Raw genomic sequence first — 24,764 nt, 5'->3', positions numbered from 1 at the left:
CCGGAATGATCAGATCAGTTTGACCAACTGCTTTCCAAAATTTTTCCCCTTGAGCAACCCGAGGAATGCCTCTGGGGCAGCTTCGAGACCTTGCGCAATGGTCTCCCGGGGCTTGAGCTTGCCTTGCGCCACCAGTGTGCCGAGTTCCTGCAAGGCCTTTGGCCACACCTCCATGTGCTCGCTCACGATAAAACCTTCAATCTTCAGGCGATTGACAAGAATGAGGGCTGGATTTTCCATCGGTAAAGGCTGGCCGTCATAGCCAGCAATCATGCCGCAAACAGCCACGCGAGCGAAGGCATTGGTGCGCAGCAGCACCGCGTCCAGAATGTAGCCGCCAACGTTTTCAAAGTATCCGTCAATGCCAGCAGGGCAGGCTTGCTTCAAGGCCTTGGACAAAGTCTTGACATCAGGGTGCGCGCGGTAATCAATGCAAACATCGAAATGCAGTTCATCCACTGCATACTTGCATTTCTCCGGACCGCCGGCAATACCCACCACCCGGCATCCCCGTGCCTTCGCCAATGCAGCGTAAGCACTGCCTACGGCTCCTGTGGCGGCGCTGACCACCACCGTTTCACCCGCCTTGGGCGCGATGATTTCATTCAACCCGTACCAGGCCGTTACGCCAGGCATTCCAACGGCGCCCAGGTAAAAAGACAGCGGGACATGCGTGGTATCCACCTTGCGCAGGAGGCCGGGTTCCGACGCATTCACCACGCTGTACTCCTGCCAGCCACCCATGCCCGCCACCTTATCCCCCGGAGCAAACTTTGGATGACGAGACTCGACGACCTCGCCCACCGTGCCGCCAATCATCACTTCACCCAAGGGGTGCGGCGTGGCGTAGCTCTTGCTATCGTTCATGCGTCCCCGCATGTAGGGGTCCAGACTCAGGTAATGGTGGTGTACCAATACTTGGCCGTCCTGAAGCGCAGGCGTGTCGGTGGTGACGAGCTTGAAGTTGCTGCTAGTGGCTTCGCCCTCGGGGCGGTTGTCGAGCACAATCTGGCGATTTGTAGGCATGGTCATTCCATTGCAAAGAAGTCAAAAAAAACGGGCGCCGCGCACGGAGCACAGGGCACCGGTGATCAAACGGGTTGAGCTTGAGGGACGAACTTGAAGGTTCCGTTGGCCGTTGCGCATAACTGACCTTCGGCATCATGAATGGTGGCTTCGACGAAAGCCATGTTGCGCGTGCGATGCAACAGTTTTCCTTTCCCCACCAACGGCTCGCCTTTGGACGACACGCTTGCCGGCCGCATGAAAGTCGTCTTCATTTCAATAGTAATGAGGCCGGTATCTGAGCTGCCACTGCTGCGCGCCGCCATGACCATGGTGACATCCATGAAGGTCATCAGCGCGCCGCCGTGTGCCACACCAAAGGAGTTGCAATGCTCCGGTTGAGGCGCATAGTGCAATCTGGACTCCCCGGCCTCGTATAGCTCAAGGGTAAAGCCCAGGTGGTTGACGAACGGGATGGTGGCACCAAACTCAAGACTCAAGGCAGTACCCCCATGTGAAAGACGAAATCCAAGGCATCACCTTAGTCACTTTTACGCTCTTAGCCGCCAGTGACCACGCTGACACCCCCATCCACGGCCAGCCACTGCCCGGTGATGTGCTTGCCGGCATCGCTGGCGTACAGCAGCGTCAGGCCCTTCAAGTCTTCGTCATCGCCCAGGCGACCCAACGGGGCATGAGCCGCAAGTTCTTCTTCACCCAGTGACTCCAGCGTGCCGCGTGTCATTTTGCTGGGGAAAAAGCCCGGGCAGATCGCATTGACCGTAATGCCGTAGCGCCCCCACTCACAAGCCAGTGCCCTGGTGAAGTTCACGACCGCGCCCTTACTGGTGTTGTAGGCAATGGTTTGCATCTCGGGCGGATTGCCGCCCAAGCCGGCGATGCTGGCAATATTGATGATGCGACCAGTTTTGCGCGCGATCATGCTGCGCTTGGCCACTTGCTGGCTCAAAATGAAATAGCCGCGAATGTTCAGGTTCATCACCTTGTCCCACGCGTCAATGGGATGATCTTCAGCCGGGGCGCCCCAGGCGGCACCGGCGTTGTTGACCAGAATATCAATATGGCCCAAGCGCTGCAGGGCTTCATCCACCAGGCGCCCAATATCTGCTTCGTCAGCGCAATTGGCTGCGACCCAGCGCGCATCTATACCGGCGTTTTGCAATTCCGCCACGGCTTCTTCCAGATCGCTGGCCTTGCGTGAGGTCAACATGATGCGCGCACCGGCCTCCCCCAAGGCATGTGCCATCTGAAGCCCCAGGCCGCGTGAAGCGCCTGTCACGATGGCCGTTTTTCCTTTGAGATCGAAAAGTTGCTGTGTGGTACGAGTCATGATCTTGGTTAAGAAAGGTTGTAGGGAGAGCCCGACCTCGTTAAAGGTTCACTTGCAAAGCTCACTCAAAAGGTCCAGCCGGAAAGAATTCTGGAAGAGCCCTTCGAATGCCGGTTTCATCAAAAAAATTGCTCTGGCATTTCAGCGCATGTCATATCGCGGGATTGCACCACGCGGAGCCAAGCATCCAGCTTTGGCAATTCATAGCGGTAAAAATAGGTCATGGCAGGAATGCAACCACGAGTAGAGTCCTGGTCCGGATCATCGCTGGTCAATGCCGCACACGACACGTCCAGCCAGACCCAAGCCAAAACCATATGGCCAAAGGCCTGCATATAGGGCACCGCATTGGCCAAAGCCTCCGCAGGCTGACCGGTAGCCCAGGCGGCCTTGGTAGAGGCACCCACGCGCGCGAGTGCCTCTGCGAGCGCATTGGCGTGCGCAGCCAATTCTGGCCGCTGTATGGCGGTTTCAATGGTGGCATTGATGCGCCCAGCCAGCAGCTTGAGGCCACGCCCACCTTCCATCAACACCTTGCGGCCGAGCAGATCCATGGCTTGGATACCATGGGTGCCTTCGTGGATCATGTTCAGTCGGTTGTCGCGCCAATACTGCTCCACGGGAAAATCACGTGTATAGCCATAGCCGCCATGGATCTGGATGGCGAGCGAATTAGCCTCCAGACAGTTTTCGCTTGGCCAGCTCTTGGCAATCGGGGTCAGCACCTCAAGCAGCAGACGCGCTTCGTCGGCGGCCTCAGGATTGCCGGTATGTTGCTCGTCTACGAGTCGTGCGCAATACAGAAGTAACGCCAGCGAACCCTCGCAATATGCTTTCTGTGTCAAAAGCATTCGCTTGATATCTGTGTGTTCGATCAGACGAACAGGCGCCTGGCTGGCATCCTTGCCGCCTGCGCCCACGGGCCGTCCCTGTGTACGAGTACGCGCATACTCAAGAGAAGCTTCGTAACCTGCCAAGCCGAGCATGGTGGCCGCCATACCAATAGCGATTCGTGCCTCATTCATCATATGGAACATGCACTTCAGGCCTTCGCCCGGCTGCCCCACCAGATAACCAACCGCCCCGGCCTTCCCATCTACCGGGAACTTGCCTTCACCGAAATTGAGCAAGGTGTTGGTAGTACCGCGCCATCCCAGTTTGTGGTTGAGCCCCGCCAACGCGACGTCATTTCGAACACCGGTCAGTTGGCCATCGGCTCCCACGAGCTTTTTGGGCACGATGAAAAGAGAGATGCCTTTGACGCCGTGCGGAAGCTTGCCATCAGCGCCCGGGATCTTGGCCAGCACCAAATGCACGATGTTTTCCGCAAGTTCGTTTTCACCACCCGATATCCACATCTTGTTGCCACGCAAGCGGTAGCGCGGGCCAAGAGGATCGCCCTCTTCTTCCAGCTCCGCGCGTGTGGCCACATCACTCAAGCTGGAGCCAGCCTGTGGCTCGCTCAGGCACATGGTGCCTGTCCAACGTCCGTTGAACTCATTGGCTGCAAACACCTCCTTTTGCAAAGGTGTGCCATGGGCCATCAGCAAGTTGGCATTGCCCACGGTGAGCAAGTTCGCCCCAATGCTGATGGATGCCTTGCCAAAAAAAGCGTTGGCTGCGGCTTCCACCAGGTAAGGCAGCTGCATACCGCCGTGTTCATAGTCTTGAGCTGCGGCCAGCATGCCACTATCGGCATATGCCACGCGTGCGTCATAGGTCGCCTGAGGCAGCACCACCTGCAAATCGCCGTTGGGCATTTGCTCAGTACGAGGTTCCTCGGAATCGACCAAGCGATTAAAAGGTGCGTACTTCTCACGTGCGATGCGTTCACAGGTATCCATCACCGCATCGAAGGTCTCACGCGAATGCTCGGCAAAACGCGGGCGCTGAGTAAGCGCCGGTGCATCGAGCCAGTTGTACAGCAGAAAATCGAGAGTAGTGCGCAGGCTCATGTGAAACAAAAAACGGCAGTTGAAGCGTTCTCACTCAATAGGTGAAAAACATCTAAGCAGCGCATACCAGTAGACATGCGCTTTTCCTGAAAATAGCAAGCGGTCAACTGCCGTTTTTAGGGTGTCAGGATCAGAGGACCTCGAATACGCCAGCGGCGCCCATACCGCCACCAATACACATCGTCACGCAGACCCTCTTGGCTCCACGGCGTTTGCCTTCAATAAGTGCGTGGCCGGTAAGGCGCTGCCCGCTCACACCATATGGGTGGCCCACAGCGATAGCGCCCCCGTTGACGTTCAGCAGCTCGGCGGGAATGCCCAGTTTGTCTCGGCAATAAAGCACCTGCACCGCGAAAGCTTCGTTCAACTCCCACAGGTCAATGTCGCTCACCTTCAAGCCCAGCCGGCTAAGAACTTTAGGCACGGCAAACACTGGGCCAATACCCATTTCGTCTGGCTCGCAGCCAGCAACCGCAAATCCCAGGAAGCGGCCCAGGGGCTTCAGGCCCTTTTTGCTCGCCATGCTTTCGTCCATCACCACACAAGCACCCGCGCCATCAGAGAACTGGCTGGCATTACCGGCAGAGATCACACCACCCGGAATAGCGGGTTTGATTCCGCTGATACCTTCCTTGGTGGTTCCTTCGCGGATACCCTCGTCCTTGGACACGGTGATCTGTTTGGTGCGCAGGCCCATCACGGGATCAGCAACGCCTGCAGTTACTGTAATCGCGGCGATTTCATCGTCAAACTTGCCTGCAGCCTGGGCTGCACTGGCTCTTTGCTGGCTGGCAGCGCCGTACTCATCCATCGCGTCGCGCCCAATGCCGTAGCGCTTGGCCACTTGCTCCGCGGTTTGGAGCATGTTCCAGTAAATTTCCGGTTTGATGCGCTCCAGAGCTGGGTCTTTGAGCATGTGCAGGTTCATTTCCTGCTGCACGCATGAGATGCTCTCCACACCACCGGCCACATAGGCGGAGCCCTCGCCGGCGATGATGCGCTGGGCAGCCAGCGCAATGGTCTGCAGGCCGGACGAGCAGAAGCGGTTCACCGTGAAGCCTGAAACAGTGACGGGGCAACCCGCCATCAATGCGATCTGGCGGGCGATGTTAGCGCCCGTGGCGCCTTCGGGGTTGGCGCAGCCCATGATCACGTCTTCGATCTCGGCGGCTTCTATGCCAGCGCGCCCGATGGCGTGCTGCACCGCGTGGCCACCAAGCGTTGCACCATGGGTCATGTTGAAGCCGCCTTTCCAGCTCTTGGCGAGCGGAGTGCGTGCAGTGGAAACGATGACGGCTTGGCTCATGTGACGACCTTTCTTGTGAAAACCTGAAACTATGGATTGGTGCTGGCTGGCAAGGAAGTGTTGCGCAGCAGCTGTACGTAAAAACGGATCAACTCGCCGAAATTAGCGATGCTCACGCGCTCATTGGTACCGTGAAAACGCGCCAAATCTTCTGGCTTGGCACGGACGGGCGAAAAGCGGTAGATATGCTGGCTCACTTCTGTGAAGTGACGTGAATCTGTGGCGGCAATCATCAAGCCTGGCGCCACCAGCGTATCTGGAAAGAGTGAACGCAGAGTGCGGTTCAGCAATTGATAGGAAGCCGAAGCTGTAGGTGAAATGGGAGAAGGCTCAGAGGCGCCTTTGAGAGTCTTCAACTCAAAACGCCCCTCGGGCTGCCCCCCCACAGCGTCACGTACATGCTTCAGCACGCTTTCCTGCGTGTCGCCAGGCAATAGACGGAAGTTGACCGTGGCTTTGGCTTCGCCAGGGATCACGTTGTCTTTGTTACCCGCTTCAAAAATAGTGGGTGCGGTGGTGGTTCGAAGCATGGCGTTGGTACTGGCGGCGCCCTCAAGCTGGCGTTGCACCAGTGGCCCAAACAGCCAAAGGTTAGAAAGCGCTACGCGGCCGAAACCATCCATCTCGGGCGCGATGGTGTCAAACATTTCCTGCGCCACGCCACGAATGTGCGCGGGCATCTGTTTGTCTTCCAGTCTTGTGAGCGCGGAGCTCAGCATGCCGATGGCGCCAGTTCCTGCGGGTGGAGGCATGGAAGAATGCCCGGGTGTCCCATGGGTATGCATTTCCACTGAAAGGTAACCCTTTTCAGCAATGCCAATCAGAGCGGCTGGCTTGCTAAGGCCCTTGAGAATGCCCTCTGTGATCAAAAGCCCTTCGTCGAGCACGAAATCAAGCTTCACGCCGCGAGAAGCCAGTAGTTCGGCCACTTTCTTTGCTCCGCGCAAGCCACCCACCTCTTCATCCGCACCCATGGCAAGATAAATAGTCTGGCGCGGTTTGAAACCCTCCGCGAGCAGCATCTCTACGGCTTCCATCTGGCCGATCAGATTGGCCTTGTTATCCCAAGCGCCACGACCCCAGACATAGCCCTCTTTGATCTCGCCGGCGAAAGGACTTGCTTGCCACTTCGCCTCTGTACTGGGCGCAATAGGCACGACATCCTGGTGCGCCAGCAATAAAACAGGTGGTGCCGAGGGATCTGTGCCCGGCCAGGTGTAGAGCAGCGTGAGCCCGCCAACCAGTTCGCGCTTGAGCGCCGCATGCGCTCTGGGGTAGCTGGCCTGCAGGTGCGCATGCAGTGCGGTGAATTGATCCGCATTGAGGTTCGAGTCTTCCAGACTCGAAATGGTCTTGAATTTAATGGCGACCGCCAACCTGCCCGCCGCCGCATCGGTATCAATAGTGAGCGCCGGTGCGGGTGGCACGCTCACCTGACGCGAGCCTTGGCGCCAGGTGTTGACCGCGACCGCCACAACCAGTGCAGCGATCAGCAGAGCAAAAGAAAGTATGGCTTTCTTCACCAGCTCAACCGTTGAAAGTTTTGCCTTCTTTGACCAATTTTTGCAGCAGAGGCGCCGGTTGCCAGAAAGCGGCATCGTCGGCAGGGTTGCGTGCGAAACGCTTCATGCTTTCCGCCACGTTGAAAAGCCCAACCTGGTCGGCGTACTGCATAGGGCCGCCGCGCCAGATTGGAAAGCCGTAGCCGGTGAGATAAACCACATCAATATCGCTGGCCTTGCTGGCAATGCCGTCTTCCAGGATACGAGCGCCTTCATTCACCAACGAATACACCAGACGCTGGACAATTTCTTCATCGCTAATCTTGCGCGGCGTGATGCCCACATCCTTGCGGTGCTTCTGGACCATTTCTTCCACCACCTTGGAGGCTATGGCATCACGCTTGCCGGGCACGTAGTCGTACCAACCTGCACCGGTTTTTTGGCCATAACGGCCCATCTCGCACAGCAGATCTGCGGTCTTGCTGTATTTCATATCTGGCTTTTCCTGATAGCGGCGCTTGCGGATAGCCCAGCCAATGTCGTTGCCGGCCATATCGCCCATGCGGAAAGGCCCCATGGCGAAACCGAACTTTTCGACTGCTTTGTCTACTTGCTGAGGCGTTGCGCCCTCTTCCAGCAGGAAACCGGCCTGGCGGCTGTATTGCTCGATCATGCGGTTGCCGATGAAGCCATCGCACACACCCGAGACCACAGCGGTTTTCTTGATTTTCTTGGCCACCGCCATGACCGTGGCCAGCACGTCCTTCGCGGTTTTCGCGCCTCGCACAACTTCCAGCAACTTCATCACGTTTGCCGGACTGAAGAAGTGCATGCCCACCACGTCTTGGGGGCGTTTGGTGAAAGCGGCGATCTGGTCCACATCCAGCGTGGAGGTGTTGGATGCCAGGATGGCACCAGGCTTCATGACTTCATCGAGCTTCTTGAAAACCGTCTCTTTCACGCCCATGTCTTCAAACACGGCCTCGATCACGAGATCAGCGTTCTTGAGTTCTTCGTAGTTCAGCGTGGTGGTCAGCAAAGCCATGCGCTGGTCGTACTTGTCTTGCTTGAGCTTGCCCTTCTTGACCTGCGCTTCATAGTTCTTGCGAATGATGGCAACACCGCGGTCAATAGCTTCCTGCTTCATCTCCAGCATGGTCACCGGGATGCCGACGTTCAGGAAGTTCATCCCGATGCCGCCGCCCATGGTGCCAGCGCCGATGATGGCCACACCCTTAATTTCGCGTGGAGTGATATCAGAGCCCACATCCGGGATCTTGGAAGCCGCGCGCTCAGCCTGGAAAATGTGGCGCAGTGCCTTGCACTCGGGCGTCAGCATGAGGTTCATGAACGTTTCACGTTCGAACGCCATGCCATCTTCAAATTTGCGTTTGGTGCTGGCTTCCACGGCATCTACGCATTTAGCGGGAGCGGGGAAATTCTTCGCCATTCCGTTAACCATATTGCGGGCAAACTGGAAGTAGGCATCACCCTGAGGGTGTTTGCACGGCAGGTTACGCACCAAAGGCATGGGCGAGCCGTCAGCGTGCTGGGCGGCCACCTTTTCTGCCAGAGCAACTGCTTCTTCCAGCAGGGATTCTGGCGAAGCTGAAAGCTGATCGAACAGCTTTTGACCTGGCAGACCAGCCAATACTTCGCTGTTGACGGGATCGCCTTTGACGATCATGTTCAATGCTGTTTCCACGCCCAGTACGCGCGGCAGACGCTGCGTGCCGCCAGCGCCGGGGATCAAACCAAGCTTGACTTCTGGCAGCGCAATCTTGGCGCCCGGTGCAGCAATGCGGTAATGGGCGCCAAGCGCCAATTCCAACCCACCGCCCATGGCCACACTGTGAACAGCAGCCACGACTGGTTTGATAGAGTTTTCCAGCGCTCGGATTACGCTGAGCAGGATGGGCTCTTGCATGGCTTTGGGAGAATTGAACTCCCGAATATCAGCGCCGCCTGAAAAAGCCTTGCCCGCACCTGTGATCACAATGGCTTTCACAGCCGGATCGGCATTGGCCTTCTCAAGCCCGTTAACAATGCCCACGCGCGTTTCGAAACCGAGACCGTTGACGGGGGGGTTGTTCAGGGAAATAACAGCAACGTTGCCGTGGAGCTTGTATTCAGCGGTCATGCGGGCCCTCAATGAAGATAAAAGAACGATCGTTCTGTTTCATTGTAGGAGTTGCATGTTGCAGCGCAATAGGGCTTGTCCCGAGCGCGACAACCCGGAAGCCCTGCGAATCTATGGTAGGGCGGCCGTTTTCACAAGCAAATTGCTTGATCCGAATCGGTTAGCGGATAAATGGGGTCTGCCCGTTAGTGTTAATAATTCGCGCATGAACCTGATCGAAAGCTTTCTGCCGCAATATCAGTTCGCTGAAGAGCACAGCCGGTATATTCCGGCCTCGCCTGCGCGCGTGCTCGACGTGCTTGAGCGCCCTGAAGTCGTGGACGACCCGATCGCGCGCGGGTTGATCGCCCTGCGCGAGACGCCCAACCGCCTTGCTGGCCGGCTGGGTTTTTCATCCAATCTACAGAACCGCCCTTCATTCAGTATTGCCAACTTCGTCTTGCTGGGACGAGATGGCAACCAGGAGATCGCGTATGGCTTGGCGGGCCGCTTCTGGCAATCAGACTACGGTCTTGTCGAGCTCCCAGACGCGCAAGCCTTCCGAGCCCTGGATCCCTCAGGAGTTGCGAAATTGGTGCTGAATTTTTCCGCCGAGGCCGAAGGCGCCGGCACTCGGCTGACAACCCGCACCCGCGTATGGTGCCGGGATGCGGAAGTACGGCGACGCTTTCAGCTGTACTGGTTGTTGATCAGACCGGCGAGCGGCTTTATACGCAGGCGTTTGCTAAAGCGCGCCCATGACGCGGCACTGGAATCTCAGTGACTAGTCCGTAGAACGTGGCGAAGACCTAAAAAGGTCGGCTACATTGAGCCTTCATCCCTTCGTTCTTCCACCGCTGATGCAACCCATGGCCATTCGAGAACTGGTTTCGCTGTTAAAACGATGTGCCCGCAAGGCATTGCTGGCAGCATGGATAGTTGGCTTTGCTTGCGTCGTACACGCGGACCCCGTGTTTCCCGAAGCAAGCTGGAACACGCCCACCCCGACGGGACAACCGAGCGGATGGTCGCAGGAGAAACTCAAGCTCGCCGACGAGTTCGCAGCATCTATCCGCTCTGATGCCTATCTTGTCATTCATCGCGGATCCTTGGTGCACGCCTATGGTGACATCAGCCAGCCGATGAACCTGGCATCTGTTCGCAAAAGCGTGCTGAGCATTCTGTATGGCATTTACGCTGACAGAGGGGTGATCGATCTGAATCAAACCTTGGGCGAACTCGGCATTACCGACAAAGGCGGGCTCAGCGATCTGGAACGTTCAGCCACAGTTCGGCAACTCCTGCAGTCAAGATCCGGGGTCTACCATTTGGCGGCATACGAGACGTCAGAGGCGAAAAAAGACCGCCCGGCCCGCGGGAGCCATGCCCCTGGGGAATTTTGGTACTACAACAATTGGGATTTCAACGCGCTCGGGACCATCTTTCAGCAGAAGACTGGCAAAAACGTCTTTGAAGCGTTCAAAGCGGAACTTGCAGACCCTCTTCAACTTGAAGATTTTCGCTACCCCGAAGACACGGAGTTTGTGCGCGAGAAAAGCTCCGATCATCCGGCCTACGTGATGAATCTCTCTGCGCGTGATCTTGCCCGCATCGGGCTTTTGGTGAGCCGCCATGGGCAATGGAAGAACCGGGAGATCGTCACTTCCAAATGGCTGCAGGAAAGCACCACTTCCTACAGCACAGTCGGCCAGGGTTGGAACGGATATGGCTACATGTGGTGGGTCCCCATGAAAGCCTTCCCGTTCTGGCGTCATTCGCCAAATCAGCTGGCTTTTGCCGTGGGCGTCGGAGGGCAGTTCATGCTGATCGACCGAGTGCGGGACATCGTTGTGGTTCACCGGGTGAACAACAGCAGGCTTTGGTTCAAACGCAATGAAGTCAGCGGTGAACAATTTGCCGGCCTTGCTGCCCGAATCATTGCTGCCGGGCCGCGCGAGTAGCTCCCTGACTCCTTAGAGCCTGTTCAAAGTCTCTTAGGGCACCCCAGGGCTAGACATTTTGCCGAGACCTAAATGGGTTCACGCTCTTCGCGGAACGCATTCCCTTAACCTGGGACGCTTCCTCTGTTCATGGCACTTTCGCCATCGGCGAGCACTGCGTATATTCAACTTCACGCTTAGAACGTACTCATGATCTAACGATGCTCTGTGCAGATCGTGCGGGTGAGCACGTATCATTTAGTTCTCCGGATGAGGAAATCACTATGACGAGTTTGAAATGGTCAGACAAGCAGCGCCTCGGGCTGCTAACCATGGGCCTGTTCGGCGCCGCCGGTCTGGTAGCCTGCGGAGGAAGCGATAGCTCCAGCAGCTCGGCCTACAGCGACCATCCCCCCGCACGGGTCGCCCCCGTGCTGGCGGACATCAGTATTCCTGCCACGCTGGTCCCCAGCCAATCGAAGGCAAAAGCTTCCAGCTTATTGACGGCTAAAGCCTCTGACCTCCCTGCCATTTCCACCGTGGATCCCGCTACGGTGCTAGGCGGTGGCTCAGTTACCAACCCCTTTCAGCCAGCCAATAAGAACTTCACCCTGGTGGAGGGCATGTCCGGCCGCCCGCTGCCCACGGGCAAATGGTACAAGTCGTTCTTCTACCAAAGCCCTCGCAATCTAGACGTGCCCCTGGGGATCCAGGGCGATGCGCGTGAGCAGTCCGTTTTCGCCTTTCCGAACCAGGCATGGCTCGATGACAGAATGGGCATGGTCAACGTGGCTTTTCCGCGTAAGCGCTACATCCCCAAACCGGGTGCGCTGCTGGACATGTCCAATCCGTATTACGTTGATGCAGCGCCGTACATCATGGTGCCATCGCCAAATCCGGATCTGCAACTGACCTATCTGCCCGCCAGTGGCGGACGGCTGACCCGCCGCATTGACCACAAGGATGAGCTGACCGTAGCAACCTCCTGGTATGGCAAAACAGCTAACGGTGCGGGCCTGCCCAGTATGCAGATCATCATGGCTGCCGGCTCGCCTTACATCACGGCAAAGTACCTCAATTTGCGCCCGCAGATCGGCCTGGGCCAAGGGCTTAGAGCACAAGAGGCCAAGGACCCTGTCACCCGCCTTCCCATCGACCCAGGAAAAGGCGACCCCAACAAATGGGAAGCCATCCCAGAAATCCATGCCGTGTCTGCAGATAACGGAGAGGTCAAGCCATTTGCCGAAAATGGCGGCGCCCCCACCACACCGGACCTCACCGGTAAGAAATTCCGCTTCGTTTATCGCACCTCTGACAATTCCGTCAGCAGCGACCCGAATTTGGCTTTCATGCAACGCGTGATGGTGGTGTACACCTCATCGCCGGTCACCTTGACCTGGGATATTCCTTCGCGCACCTACGTGTTCAGCCAGCCCTTTAACGGCACAGTGCGCACAGCGTTTGTGAACGAAGAGCCCATTGCATCTGCGCCTGCCCCCACCGTGGTGAGCTACGCGGCAGAGGAAGCCCTGCTCGACAAGCATTCGGTTGAGTACCCCGTCACCTCCTCTATCAACCTGCAGTACGCCGGCGGCAACGACTCCACCGTGCGCTATGGCTGGAGTACAGAAACCCTGGACGGCTCAACCGCCTCAGGCAATCGCCTGCTCATGATGGCGTTTGATCAACTCCACCTCAAATCCATGGCAAACGCCCCCACTGTGGCACTGAAGTACCGCTCCAACTTCGGCACCATGACGGGCGTCATCGGAAACTCCTGGACACAGACCCTGAAGATTCCAGAGGTTCTGCAGCATTCCTCCCAGGCGGAGCAACTCTGGCAAGGCGCGGGGACCATCAAACCCGCTGACCGCGCTCCGGTGCTGGCTTCGCTCCGCGCCGATGCTGCCAGCGTCAAGGGCTATATCGCGCACTGCAACTATGAGTCATACCTCTGCGGAAAATACGTGGGTAACATTGCGCGCCTCGTGCTCATCGCGGCCCAGCTAGGAGACGAAGGGCGCGATATCCGCAATGAGATGCTCGACTTCCTCAAGTCGACCCTCAACCCCTGGTTCGACGCGAAGGACGATGACGATCCAGAGTGGAGCGCAAAGCTCACCAAGAAAATGCAGGATTACTTCCGCTACGACGTCACCAACGGCGGCACGGTCACCAATCGACCCTTCCTGCAGAACGACTACGAACAGGATTTCTACAACGCCACGTACCTGGACCACATGTTCCACTACGGCTACTTCCTGTACGCCTCTGCCGTGCTGGGACGCTACGACACTCCCTGGCGTGACAAGTACAAGGAAGCGGTTAACACCCTGGCGCGGGACATTGCCAACTACAGCAGCGAAGACACCTATTTTCCGATTACCCGCACCTACGACTGGTTCCGCATGCAGAACGTGGCTGATGCCGGCCCGGACGCCAACGGTGGAAACACTGAATCATCCAGCGAAGCTATTCACGCCGACTACGGCCTGGTGCTGTGGGGAGCTGCCACCGGCAACCCTGAAATGCAGGCTATGGGCATGATCATGGCGGCTGGGGAAATTCGCTCCGCACAATCCATGTACCAGGTCACCCCGACCAACAGTGTGTTCCAGGATGTCACGCCCATCGAGATTCCCCTGAAAGGCGGCGGATCCGTGACGGCTGACCCCAACAAGCTCATCACGGTTGGCATCAAACGCTTCAACCTTACTGAAACGCAGGTGTTCTTCGGTCAACGCGAAACATACCGTGTAGGCATTCAAATCTTGCCAATCAGCCCGCTGTCCTCCTATATCTTGTCTCGTGAGTGGGCAAGCCACCATGCCAAGGCACTGCTCCAACTGGAGGCCAACGATACCGCTCTGTTTGACAAGCTGTTTGCGGGCTCGCCGGTAGGGGCTCAGTGCGGTACAACCGCCACGGGCGCTCCTTCGCTCATGCCGGCTGCCGACTGCGCTGGCCAGGCGCGGGTGCTGTACAGCTGGCGCCAGATCATCAACTCGGCCAACGGATTGAACGACCCTGCAGCAGCTTTCCAGCGCTATACCAGCTACATGGCCAAGCTGCCTCAGCAAACCACCAGCTTCATGGCCAACTCGGTAGGCACGCCCTTCTCCTACGTGGATTCCAACACCAAGGAAGTGGTCTCGGGCACCTATGCTGCACCAGGTGTAGATCCAGACATCCTGAAAGATGCCTCAACCCCGTCTAACAACACCAATGTGTTGTGGTGGCTGTCAACGCTGAAGCAATAGACCTTTGACTCAACTCACTTCAAGCGGCTCTGAGCCGCTTGAAGTGATCCAGGAGTGACCGAGTTCCCTGGAGATGCCTCCGCCAAATCAATTAAATTCAGTACCCACGCGTTGCGCAAGCGACTCACATCAGTAGACATCCCGCCTGTACCGGCCCTTAATGGTCAGTTGTTCTAGAAGGGTTTCGCCCAACGCCTGTCGCAGCGCTGCATCCACGCCGCTCGCCATGCCCTCGCGCTGACCACAGACATAAACGGCCGCGCCGTGGCTCACCCAATGCTGCAACAGGTCACGATAAAGGCCGATAAAGTCCTGTACGTAATGTGCAGACGCTTCTGCATCCCGGGAGAAAGCACGATTCAATCGCGTGAGCACGCCGGAGGCAAGCCAGCCTTCAAGTCTTTCACTGCACAGCGCATCAAATTGGCAAGTTCGTTCACCAAACAAGAGCCAGGCAGGCCCTATAGGCTGACCGAGCTGCTGCGCCAGCGCACGCGCCTCCAGGTGAGCGATCAGACCTGCCAAACCCGTGCCGTTACCGATCAGAATCAGCGGTATGGTGGCCTCCGGACCGTGGAATTCACGGTTGTAGCGAATCTCCATTCTGAGCTCACCGCCTATCGCCAGCCCGTGGCCCAGCCAACCAGATCCCAGACCCCGCTGACCATCTGGCCTCAAAACCTCCCGCACCATTAATTCCGCATAACCACTCTGCGGCAATGATGCCAGCGTGTAATCGCGGCTCATGGGCATATCGTCGGAATTATTGGGGATCCATACCCGCGCCACGTCTCCAGCCTGCCATTGCACAGCAGGCTCCTTTGGCCGCAGCACTATATGGTGAATGGGCGCACCAGGACTGCCGCTATTCAAGATCTCACGCCGAACCAGCACCCAACGCTGCGCGAGTACTGCCTGCCGAGAAGGCAACGGGTCAACCGCCAAGGTATGGTCAGTAAAACGTTCAACGGCTTGACGCCACATGTCCAAAGCGGCTGCGCGGGCGCCGTCGACCTCAATACGGCTGAAGGCCGGGATTGCACCGGCTGAGATCAACCAGGCGTCCAGCTCTCTGCCAAAGCGGCAAAAATTCGCATAGCTGCTGTCGCCCAAGGCCAAAAACCCGTAGCGTAGTTGCTGAAGATTGAGTGTGCCGCTCATCACGCGTGAAACGAACGCAGCGGCATTGTCAGGTGCGTCGCCCTCGCCCGTGGTGCTCACAATGAAAAGCATGCGATCTGCCTTGCTGATGTCGAGCGCGCTTAGGCTGTGCAAAGATCGAGCGTGCGCCGGGTGACCGCCCGCTGCCAGGTTGCGTGCCAAATCTTCAGCCAATAGGGCTGCGAAACCGCTCTGGCTCGCATAGCCAATCAGCAATGATGGAGCGTGTTCTTTAGTAGGGAGACGTCGAGCGATCCCGCGAGCGGGCTGCCAGGTGCCGAGCTTTTTACGCATCGGTCGGATCCACAAAGACAGCCACACAACACAGGCGAACGCCGCCCATATCCAACGGCTCGAGTCGACCGTCATTCTGATGAATCCAACATAGCCATCATGGCCGTACTGAGATGTTCCTCCACGCCTTCGTTAGTGCGTACCGTCAGCAGCGCGGCGAGTCCATACCGTTCAGCCCAGTCCATGGCCCGCTGAGGTTCCATGACAGTCAAGATCGTTGCGTGGACGTCTGCCTGCATGGCCTCGCGGTGCAACACGGTCACTGAAGCCGTGCCATGCGCGATGGGCCAACCGCTTTGGCCGTCCAAGGTATGCGCATATCGGCGCCCCTGATGGTTGAAATGATGATGGGTGTCGCCCGAGGTGGCCACTGCCATATCCACCAATGCCAACAAGCTTCGAGGGCCAGCGCCGCTATTTTGCAAAAGCACCCACCAGGGTTGCAGATCGTGTCTTAGCCCGCGGCTCTTGAGCTCCCCACCGATTTCGACCAAGTGCACGCAGGCCCCTTCGCGCACCAACCTGGAAGAAACTTGGTCAACCGCCCAGCCCTTGGCAATACCGCTGAAATCAAGTTGCAGGCCAGCGGGTTTATGCAGTGTTCGCCTTGTCGAATCCATTTGGACATTTCGCCATCCGCTAGCACGTAACCCCCTATCAATCTCATGCTGAGTCGGGAGAGGTGCCCGCTCCGGACGCGGCCCCTCCGGACCAAAACCCCACAAATTCACCAGCGCACCGAGCGTGGGATCGACCGCGCCACCGCTGGCATCCGCCCAGGCCAGGCTACTTTCCAGCAGAGCCCAACAGGGTGCGGAAAATTGCCAGTCGCCTGCAGGAGCCGCATTGAAGCGGGCTACCTCGCTGTCAGCCTGCCAGGTACTGAACAGTTCGATGGCCTGGGCCAATTCCTGCATGACGGCCATGCGTAAACGCTGGGGTTCCACATTCTTTGGCGCATAAGCTTGAACCGACCAGTGTGTTCCCATCGCTGTCCCCTCGAACCGGTGCATTGGGTAGCCGGCAGGCGGCACCGCAGGCTTGTTCTCACCAGAGTCAACCGGCAAGAACACGCGGTTGGGGCTAGTGTCTAGTTGCATGAGTCTGCGTTGCACCGAAAGGCCTCTGGCGCCCCGGCTGCAAGGCGCAACCCGCAGCCATAGCCGTAGCTATGGCGAGGAGTTGCAACACCGCAGCCGGGGATGCCGGGCGGGTTGAATGCAGCAGGATTTATGCAACTAGACACTAGTTTCAGCCATGGACGAAGAGTAAAGCTATCAAGACAGGCGCCAACAGGCTCAGACCTGTCAATGGCCAGGTAAGCGGCCGGGTGCGGCCATGCATCCACAAAAGTGCGAACCCTGTCAGCGTGAAGACCACGCAACTGACCGCCATGCAGTCGATGAACCACGACCAGGCGACGCCAGCGTTGCGACCTTTGTGCAAATCATTGAGGTAGGCCACCCACCCGCGCCTGGTGACTGTATAGGTCGCGTTGGCGGCGGCACGATCAATGACCAGGGCCCCTTCCCCACCGGGCATGGGAATCCCCACGAAAATCTCATCGGGACTGACCTCCGCAGAGAGGCTGGAGATATCGATAGCGAAGGTGTCGGCAGCCCAACTCGCGAGTTCAGGGGGTGTTGAATCAGTAGCGCTATCTGCAATGGCCTCAAGCACCGCCTGCAAGTCTGCCGGCAACGCTGCACGTTGCTCATGTTTGCTGGGGTGGGATGGCAGGCTGGCTGCGTGGTTGAGAGTGATGCCCGTGACGGCGAACATCAGCATTCCGGCCAAGCTGATGGCAGCGGAAATCCAGTGCCAAGTATGCAGTTGCCGAAGCCAGAAGCCTCGCTTGCCAACCTCTTTTGCCCGCATTAGAAAGCGATGCGCACCACGGCCTCGTTGCTGCCTCGTGCATCATTACGGCCGTTTTTAACCGTGACATAAAGTACGTTATTCCGACTGTCCAGCGCCATGCTGTTCGGATGGGTTGGCAGCGCGATCGTCTGCAGCAATTTGTCGCTGGACGTGTCAAACACGCTGAGACTACCTGCACCGCGGTTGGTGACATACAAGCGTTGGCGGGGCAAGTCCAACAGCGGTGCAATCGGGCCTTCGCCAGTCTGCAAACTGGTGGTGATTTTTCCACTGTTGGCATCAAATACCACGACGCGGTTGCCGGGGGTGGGCTTGAAACCGGGCTCAGCCTTCTGACGGCGTTCACTAATGCTGGTCAAGCCCTGGTCCGTGGCGAACAGTCGCCGGGCTTTGGAGTCGTAGGCCAGATTAAGCATCTGGTCTGCGGCCACGTTATAGCTCTTGCTGATAATCAGGCTACGCGTGTCGACTTCGTAAAGACCACCGCGCATGTTGGACACGAACAAGCGGTGGTTGTCTGCGTCCAAAGCGATGCCCGTCGCGACAGCCCCCAGCCCTGGCAGCTCCTTTTCGAGAGTGAGCGTGCGCGTGTTCATCACATACAGCGAACTGCCATCCGAGCTGAGACCCGGCGCAAAAAGACGAGCATTGGCCGTATCGAGCACCAACTCGCGGAAATGATGCGGATACTTTTCCTTGCCATCCGCACCTTTGACTTTTTTCATCAACGGGACAGTCTGCACCACCCGGTTGCTGGCTGTGTCCACCACGGTGACCGAACCTTCTGTCGTGTTCCCGACGTACAGCCTATTGGAAGCGTCATCCAGTACGACGCCAAATCCACGCAGCGGCAATTCGATCTCAGCCTGCACGGCGAGCGTCCTGGGATCGAGGCGCAACACTTTGCTGGGCCCGGCACTCTCACCGAAGCCTCCCGAAGAAGCTACAAACACAGCATTTTGGCGTGCGGAGAAGGCAACTTCGTACAGCGCTGGTGCGACGGCTGCGCGTTGAATTTGCGTGCTCTGTACGGGTTTGTAGACGACGGGCCCCGACACTGATTGGCCGACAGGCGCCTGTGTGCCGCAAGCGCTGATACAAGCCACGGTCAGCAGGGCTAATGAGCGAGAAAGAAACGATTTCATACTTGATATTTCCATTTTTGAATGGGCTGGAATGCAGAGGTTCTAGATACGCTTCAGGGCACGGCCACTACATTCACTTTTCCGAGTTCGGTACGTCCCTGCGCGTCGGCCTGACTGGCCGAACGACCCCAGGTGAAAGGCAGACGCAGCATCTCCCGTCCGCCGTTTTCGCGTGCGACTTCGATGGCCAGCTGATATTGCCCTGCAGGAAGCTTTGACAGTAGACCCTTGGCATCGCTGAATTGAAGCAGGTGCGTGCCGGCCGGACGAGTGGCGCCGCTAACGCCATCGGCAGGGAGCGCCATTTGCTCGCCACTACTGCGCCACCACGTACGCAGGTTGCGCAGCCAGCCCCTGCCACCGTTGTCTCGCAACCGTGTGTCATACCAAACTGCCAGAGTGCCAAGCACAGCCTTGTCTTCCTCGGCTTTCTCGACCCACGCTGCGAGATAGGGCCGGTAGTAAGACGCCGTATCAATGGCTGGCAGGGTGACCTGCAGCGTGAGAGTGCCTGCACCCGCTGGCGCTACCAGCAAGGTCAGGGCAGCGCCAGCCAACCAGTGATTTTTGTACTTTGCGGGCCTGGCTGCAACGCGTTGTGGCGCGCTCATCTGTTCCCGCTCGGCTGCTCACGTGGGCGCTGTGGATCTGCTGCAGACACGACGCCGTCACCGCTGGTATCCAGGTTGGCGAAGGTCTTTTCAGCAATCGCATTGTCTTCCGCACGCGTGAACTTGCCGTCCCGTGCCCGGTTGACGATGCCAAAGCGCACGTGCGCTTGCTTGATACTGTTCTCGTAAGCCTTGTCCGGCTGACGTCCAGCATCAAAGTACTGCCGCTTCAAACGGGACTCGAACTCTGCGACGTACTCATCTTCGCTGAGCGTGCCGTCACCATTGGTGTCAGCGGCTTGAAAGCGCTGTGCGCGGATCGCATCGAACTCGGCGCGCGTGACCTTACCGTCTCGGTCGGCATCGTAGCTGCCAAGGAAAGCTGCAATGCCATGCCCCCCTGCGGGGCGCGCGGGCTGGGAGGGTGTGGACTTGGATGCGGCGCTGTTGGGCGCTACGCCGCCGGCGCAGGCCGACAGAAATGCAGCCACAGCCAGTACGGCAAGAACCGGTTTTTTAGAGTGTTTCATATTGGGTCTCGGTGACTTTGGAGGAAATGCGAAAGTGCGTTCAGAAGTCCACGTTCAGGCTGATAGCCACTGTGCGGCCTGGCGCGGTGGAAAGCTCAATCTGTTGGCGATCCCGGGCGTTGGCTGGTTGCAGGCTGCGTGTGCTGCTGTAGGCCCAGTACCGCCTGTCAGTCAAGTTAAAGATGCCGAAGTTCAGGCGGGTATGTTTATTGATGCGCCAGTAGCCGGAAATGTCAAAACGCGCGAAACCGGGCACACGGAACAGCTCCGTTGACGAGTCAGTCAGTTCGGCACCGGGGTTGTTGCTATAAGACTGGCGATTCGTAGCGGTAGCCTGCTTGCCGCGAACGAATGTGCCCATCAGGTTCAAACCCCAGGCCTTTTGCGGTGCCTCATAACCTACGCCGATGATGGCTTTGCCAGGTTGCACGGAGTCCAGGTCCACGTTCTTGTCGCCCGCATAGTTTGACTTGGAGCTGCCTTTGCTGTACCCCACTGCCCAGGTGGTGTAGAGGCCGCGCAGAGCGGGCGTCCATGTACCGTGGTCCAGCCGAACGCTGAGTTCAGTGCCGTAGATATTCGCCTCATCGCGATTTTCGGCTTGGTAGAGAATGTTCAGGCTGTTCTGGATGTTGATGAACTTCTCAGGATTGCTCGCCCGCGTGTAGCGTGTGTAGGATATGAAGTCCTTGTATTTGGTATAGAAGAGCGAGCCCGCAAATTGCACCCCGGGCACCGGATTGCCCTTCAGGCCGACGTCGAAGGCGTTGCTGGACTCTGCCTTCAAATTGCGGTCACCAAGCAGCGCGTATGTGCCTCCGCCGCTATTCCAATAGCCGAAAATCTCACTGTTGGTGGGAGCGCGGCCGCCCCGCTTCCATTGCGCGTAGGCGGTCATGTTGGGCACCACGTCATAAAGTACGGCCAGGCTCGGACTGACGATGGTCGTCGTCGGTGCGTTGCCATACATCGCTTCCAACTCAGCTTGCGTGATGCGGTCATTGCCGAAGTTACCCGTATTTCGGATACTCGGTTCGATACGGTCCACACGCAAACCCGGCACGACTGCGAGCCGGCGGCCGCCGAACTGGAAGTCGATGGTGTCCTGTACAAATGCCCCCGAACGCACCGTCAACGTGTCAGGAAACGGCTGACCAGCGCCGAACGCTTCACTGGATGTGAATGGGTGCTCGTTCTTGCTTCGCGAGTAGTTCACACCGAACTTGATCGCGTGGTTGGCAATGCGTTTGTCTGCCACGCTGGAAAAGCCGATCTGATGCGTGGTGTTCTGTGAAGCTTCTCGGACCGCTGCGCCTGTGGCGGTGGCGACCGTGTTGGTCACGTCGTCCATGTCAGTGTTTTGCAGGAACAGACGGGTGTTGACCTGGTCAATGGGACCACCTGCTCCAGGCGTCCAGGTGTGCGCGGCGTACACCGTGTCGCGCTTGGTACGGGCGTCTTGATTTGAAGTTCCGGTGACAGCCGTACCGGCGGCGTCCCAGCTTGCGAAGGTGGAACGGTTCTGTTTGCGGTAAAGGTCAGCGGCCAGCTCGAGTTTGTGTTCGGGATTCACACGAATCACCCCTTTGAGCAACAACGCGTCCGAATTCCAGCGCTCGGGGTATCTGGACATGGATTCGCTGTTGTTCTTGGACTCATGGCCATCACGGCGTGAGTAACCCATCAGCAGCCCAAGATCGCCGGTCTGCCCCGCCAACGTCACTCCCTTGGACCAGGCACGATCGGCTTGGCTATAGCCCAGTTTGGCTCCCGCATAGAACGGATTGCTGGCGCTCACATAGTCTTCTGGCGACTTGCTGCGGAAGCTCACGGCCCCGCCGATGCCTCCCGCAGAACGCTGAGAATTGGTGGTCCCTGACTGAATATCTACCGAGGAATACAGGTCAGGGTCGATAAAGTCTCGCCCCATACCGAAGGTACCGTCTTCCGAGCGTGCGGTCATCGGCGCACGGCTGACTGCGTCGGGCATTTCGATGCCGTCCACGTCCAATCCCACTCGGTTTCCTTCAACGCCACGGATGTTGTATCCGGTGGTGCCGCCGCGGTCGTAACGACTGGCGCCGCGCGTAGCTCCTTGCACCGTGCCCGGGGCTTCAACCAACGGCTGATAGCGAATCACGTCCGCAATGCTATTACCCCCTGTGCGCTCTACATCATCTTGAGTAAGCACCGTGCGGGTTCCCGCTTCGCGCCGAACTGCGTCTGCCGTCACCTTGACTTCGGCCAGGGCCACTTCGCCCTGCGCGGGCGTTGCGGTCGTCGCGACAGATGCGGAGTTCGATGGGGATGCGGCCGCCGACGCCGGTGACGACGCTTGACGCAATACCCAGACTCCGCGGCTGCGTTCATGCACTTCCAGCCCGGTGCCGGCCAACAACTGGGCGAATCCTTCACGCACGCCATACCGCCCTTGAAGCCCACTTGTTCGGCGACCCGAAACCAACCTGGCGTCCAGTTGCACAGTCACGCCCGCGCTGGCAGCGAAACTGGTCAATGCGTCATCGAGCGGCCCTGCAGGCACTGCATAGGCACTTGCCGGCGCGGGACCTTGGGCAACGGCAGTTGGCAACCAGCCTGCACCGGTGCTCAGCGCCATCATCAACATGGCTTGGCGCGCAGCTTTGGCGAGCGGGGCAGTTTTCGAGCGCGCAGGGGCGACTTTGGAGATGTGGTCGTGTCGAGGCATGCGGAGCTTTCCTTGGATGGATTGATTAGCTGGCTCCGCGACGCGGCTTGCTGGCGTTCTACAGGTATGACACGCGAAACGTCAAAAGGTGACACACAAAGTGTCAGATAGCTTTCAAGGGGTCGCTAGTGCAGTGAAACGGAGAAATCGCACAGCCGATTTCTCTGTTTCACGGGACTAACGGCCTGATCTCGACCCACCAACGTGTGCGATAGGCCATTCGGACCGGTAAGGTGTCTGGCAGTGCGGCAAGAATCTCGTCTGTGCTGTCCAAGCGGAATGCTCCGCTAATTCGAAGATCGGCAACCTCTGGCGCACAACGTACTATCCCTCTCCGATACCGCCCAAGTTCAGCCGCGAAGTCCGCCAAACGCTGGTTGCTGGCAAAGAGCATTCCGCGCACCCATGTGTCCTGCTGGGGATACTCCGGAGCTATGTCATGCGCGCCAGCAGCGTCAAAGCGAGTCTGCGAGCCAGCCTCAACACGGAAGGGCTGGTCACCTGAATTCGTCGGACGAACCTCGACCGCACTTTGCTGCACTGCCACCAGGGTCTTAGAGTCTGCTGGCGTCTGCCGCACCAGGAACCGCGTCCCCAGTGCCCGAATGCGGCCGTGGCGCGTTTGCACTTCAAACGGCCGGCGGGCGGGGTCCTGTGCGGTCTCTATCTGGAGCTCTCCAGAGTGAAGCTTGACTAGACGCAGTCCGTTCTTACCTGAGTCAAAGGAGACGTCAATATCTGTGGCCGTGTTGAGCTCAAGCCTTGTGCCATCGGCTAGTACCACTTTACGGCGTTCTCCCGTTGCAGTTCTATGACTGGCGGTCCAGGTAACCTGCTCATAGGAAATTCCACGCCAGACCGTGTAGACCACCGGTGCGGCCACCGCGAACACCGCCAAGCTCTGCAACGCTGCGCGGCGTCCGGCTTGGCGGCGAGCACGGCCTAGCACCTGCAGACTCACCAGCGGAGGCAAGCGCCCCAGTTGAGCGTTCAGACGCACAGCGCGCTGCCAGGCCAACTCGTGCAACTCATCTGCGCTTCGCCACCGCTCCAGGTCCTGCCGCTCGGCCGCCGTAGCTTCTCCCGAGTTCATGTGTGCCATCCACCTGGATGCTGCACGCAAGACCTCACGCGGCACCCCGGCAACTCTACCCTCGCCTGAACCTGTCATTCGATTTGCATCAAGCACTCTTCGAATGCTTGCGCCATATACCGTTTGACGGTGCGCTCCGCAATACCCATGTGTAAGGCGATCTCTGCATAGGTCAGCCCTTCGAGTTGTGCCAGCAAGAACGCGGTGCGCACTTTTGAAGGCAAAGCGTCGAGCATGGCGTCGATCTGGTGCAATGTTTGCAAGATGCTCAGGCGCTCCTCGGGAGAAATCGCAAATGATTCTGGATAAAGCGCCAGCGCCGCCAGCCAGGCTTTTTCAAGCGATGCCCTTCGAAAATGATTGGCGAGCACCCTCCCCGCCACGGTAGTGAGATATGCACGTGGCTCCCGCACGGAGTTCAGGGCCAATTCCTCAGTTCGGCAGGCTTCCAGGATACGCACAAAGGTATCGTGCATAAGATCTGCCGCCTGATGAGCATCCCCCAACTTACGGCGCAACCAGCTATGCAGCCACCCATGGTGTTGGCAATAGAGGACGTCGATCTGTTGTTCGGTTGATAAATCTAGACTGGAATCTGTCGCGATCACAAAGTTGCGTTCTGAAGGTACACCTCATTTAAATGTAAATGAGAATCATTCCCATAATACACGCTACACCTTCTCCTGACAGGCTTCTCACCCCCGTGGGAGGCAAATCAGGTGGGAGTGACACCGGATAGTTGTATTAGCCTCACACATGCCCCATAGGTAGTCTGGAATTCGAGCTTCTATCTGCTGTAGGCCCAAGTGAACTTGTGAAGCAAGTGGTTTGCGGAGCTTTAGTAACGGATGCTTATGCGCGTACAGAACTCAGCCAGGATGGCGCCTCGAGCATCTGTTGTCAT

The 24,764-nt window shown here is 58.0% G+C and carries 19 protein-coding genes; 3 read left to right on the top strand and 16 right to left on the bottom strand.

Annotated features, from left to right (window positions below; genetic code table 11):
* Positions 1 to 9: 9 nt before the first annotated feature.
* From G518_RS0114240 to G518_RS0114210, 7 genes are all read right to left on the bottom strand, one after another.
* Positions 10 to 1,026 carry an NADP-dependent oxidoreductase gene (locus G518_RS0114240; protein ID WP_028603129.1) on the bottom strand — a complete coding sequence of 339 codons (1,017 nt, stop codon included), beginning with the start codon at positions 1,024 to 1,026 and terminating at the stop codon, positions 10 to 12.
* 65 nt (positions 1,027 to 1,091) lie between these two features.
* Complete coding sequence (locus tag G518_RS0114235) at positions 1,092 to 1,505, bottom strand: PaaI family thioesterase (RefSeq protein ID WP_028603128.1); 414 nt, start codon at positions 1,503 to 1,505, stop codon at positions 1,092 to 1,094.
* A gap of 59 nt (positions 1,506 to 1,564) precedes the next feature.
* Entirely contained in the window at positions 1,565 to 2,356 is a 792-nt protein-coding gene (locus G518_RS0114230; RefSeq protein WP_028603127.1) for an SDR family oxidoreductase, read from the bottom strand.
* A 119-nt stretch (positions 2,357 to 2,475) separates the two neighbouring features.
* Entirely contained in the window at positions 2,476 to 4,311 is a 1,836-nt protein-coding gene (locus G518_RS0114225; RefSeq protein ID WP_028603126.1) for an acyl-CoA dehydrogenase, read from the bottom strand.
* 130 nt (positions 4,312 to 4,441) lie between these two features.
* Positions 4,442 to 5,617: an acetyl-CoA C-acyltransferase gene (locus G518_RS0114220; RefSeq protein ID WP_028603125.1), complete on the bottom strand. Its 1,176-nt coding sequence runs from the start codon at positions 5,615 to 5,617 to the stop codon at positions 4,442 to 4,444.
* A gap of 29 nt (positions 5,618 to 5,646) precedes the next feature.
* The gene (locus G518_RS0114215; protein WP_028603124.1) at positions 5,647 to 7,143 is read right to left on the bottom strand and encodes a M20 family peptidase; all 1,497 of its coding nucleotides are present in this window, start codon (positions 7,141 to 7,143) and stop codon (positions 5,647 to 5,649) included.
* Between the two features lies 1 nt (position 7,144).
* On the bottom strand, positions 7,145 to 9,259 hold the full coding sequence (locus G518_RS0114210; RefSeq protein WP_028603123.1) for a 3-hydroxyacyl-CoA dehydrogenase NAD-binding domain-containing protein: 2,115 nt from the start codon (positions 9,257 to 9,259) through the stop codon (positions 7,145 to 7,147).
* 205 nt (positions 9,260 to 9,464) lie between these two features.
* Between G518_RS0114210 and G518_RS0114205 the strand changes: the two genes are divergently transcribed.
* From G518_RS0114205 to G518_RS0114195, 3 genes are all read left to right on the top strand, one after another.
* On the top strand, positions 9,465 to 10,022 hold the full coding sequence (locus G518_RS0114205; protein ID WP_028603122.1) for a hypothetical protein: 558 nt from the start codon (positions 9,465 to 9,467) through the stop codon (positions 10,020 to 10,022).
* A gap of 85 nt (positions 10,023 to 10,107) precedes the next feature.
* Positions 10,108 to 11,199, top strand: coding sequence for a serine hydrolase domain-containing protein (locus G518_RS0114200; protein WP_169457948.1), 1,092 nt, complete (start codon positions 10,108 to 10,110; stop codon positions 11,197 to 11,199).
* Between the two features lie 263 nt (positions 11,200 to 11,462).
* Complete coding sequence (locus tag G518_RS0114195; RefSeq protein WP_028603120.1) at positions 11,463 to 14,438, top strand: glycosyl hydrolase; 2,976 nt, start codon at positions 11,463 to 11,465, stop codon at positions 14,436 to 14,438.
* 129 nt (positions 14,439 to 14,567) lie between these two features.
* Here G518_RS0114195 and G518_RS0114190 read toward each other — a convergent pair whose 3' ends face one another.
* The 9 genes from G518_RS0114190 to G518_RS0114150 all read right to left on the bottom strand — a co-directional run bounded on the left by G518_RS0114190 (position 14,568) and on the right by G518_RS0114150 (position 24,468).
* Positions 14,568 to 15,893, bottom strand: a complete 1,326-nt coding sequence (locus tag G518_RS0114190; protein ID WP_169457947.1) for a sulfite reductase subunit alpha — start codon at positions 15,891 to 15,893, stop codon at positions 14,568 to 14,570.
* Between the two features lie 71 nt (positions 15,894 to 15,964).
* Positions 15,965 to 16,993, bottom strand: a complete 1,029-nt coding sequence (locus G518_RS0114185) for an FAD:protein FMN transferase (protein ID WP_036594662.1) — start codon at positions 16,991 to 16,993, stop codon at positions 15,965 to 15,967.
* Between the two features lie 151 nt (positions 16,994 to 17,144).
* A complete protein-coding gene (locus G518_RS0114180; RefSeq protein WP_028603117.1) occupies positions 17,145 to 17,771 on the bottom strand; it encodes a PepSY-associated TM helix domain-containing protein in 627 nt (208 codons plus the stop codon).
* The gene (locus tag G518_RS0114175) at positions 17,771 to 18,919 is read right to left on the bottom strand and encodes a YncE family protein (RefSeq protein WP_156909394.1); all 1,149 of its coding nucleotides are present in this window, start codon (positions 18,917 to 18,919) and stop codon (positions 17,771 to 17,773) included. Before G518_RS0114175 ends, G518_RS0114180 begins: the two co-directional genes overlap by 1 nt.
* Positions 18,920 to 18,972: 53 nt before the next feature.
* Entirely contained in the window at positions 18,973 to 19,530 is a 558-nt protein-coding gene (locus tag G518_RS0114170; RefSeq protein ID WP_084651813.1) for a DUF2271 domain-containing protein, read from the bottom strand.
* Positions 19,527 to 20,060: an EF-hand domain-containing protein gene (locus tag G518_RS0114165; protein ID WP_028603114.1), complete on the bottom strand. Its 534-nt coding sequence runs from the start codon at positions 20,058 to 20,060 to the stop codon at positions 19,527 to 19,529. Before G518_RS0114165 ends, G518_RS0114170 begins: the two co-directional genes overlap by 4 nt.
* 40 nt (positions 20,061 to 20,100) lie before the next feature.
* Complete coding sequence (locus tag G518_RS35170; RefSeq protein ID WP_051236660.1) at positions 20,101 to 22,767, bottom strand: TonB-dependent receptor; 2,667 nt, start codon at positions 22,765 to 22,767, stop codon at positions 20,101 to 20,103.
* A gap of 169 nt (positions 22,768 to 22,936) precedes the next feature.
* A complete protein-coding gene (locus tag G518_RS0114155; protein ID WP_028603113.1) occupies positions 22,937 to 23,938 on the bottom strand; it encodes a FecR domain-containing protein in 1,002 nt (333 codons plus the stop codon).
* A complete protein-coding gene (locus G518_RS0114150) occupies positions 23,935 to 24,468 on the bottom strand; it encodes a sigma-70 family RNA polymerase sigma factor (RefSeq protein ID WP_028603112.1) in 534 nt (177 codons plus the stop codon). The genes G518_RS0114155 and G518_RS0114150 overlap by 4 nt, the downstream gene beginning before the upstream one ends.
* Positions 24,469 to 24,764: the final 296 nt, after the last annotated feature.

The organism is Ottowia thiooxydans DSM 14619 (assembly GCF_000422885.1).
In the GTDB taxonomy this organism is placed as follows: domain Bacteria; phylum Pseudomonadota; class Gammaproteobacteria; order Burkholderiales; family Burkholderiaceae_C; genus Ottowia; species Ottowia thiooxydans.
The sequence above is the reverse complement of the archived record's forward strand: the minus strand, read 5'-3'. Positions and strand labels throughout refer to the sequence as shown.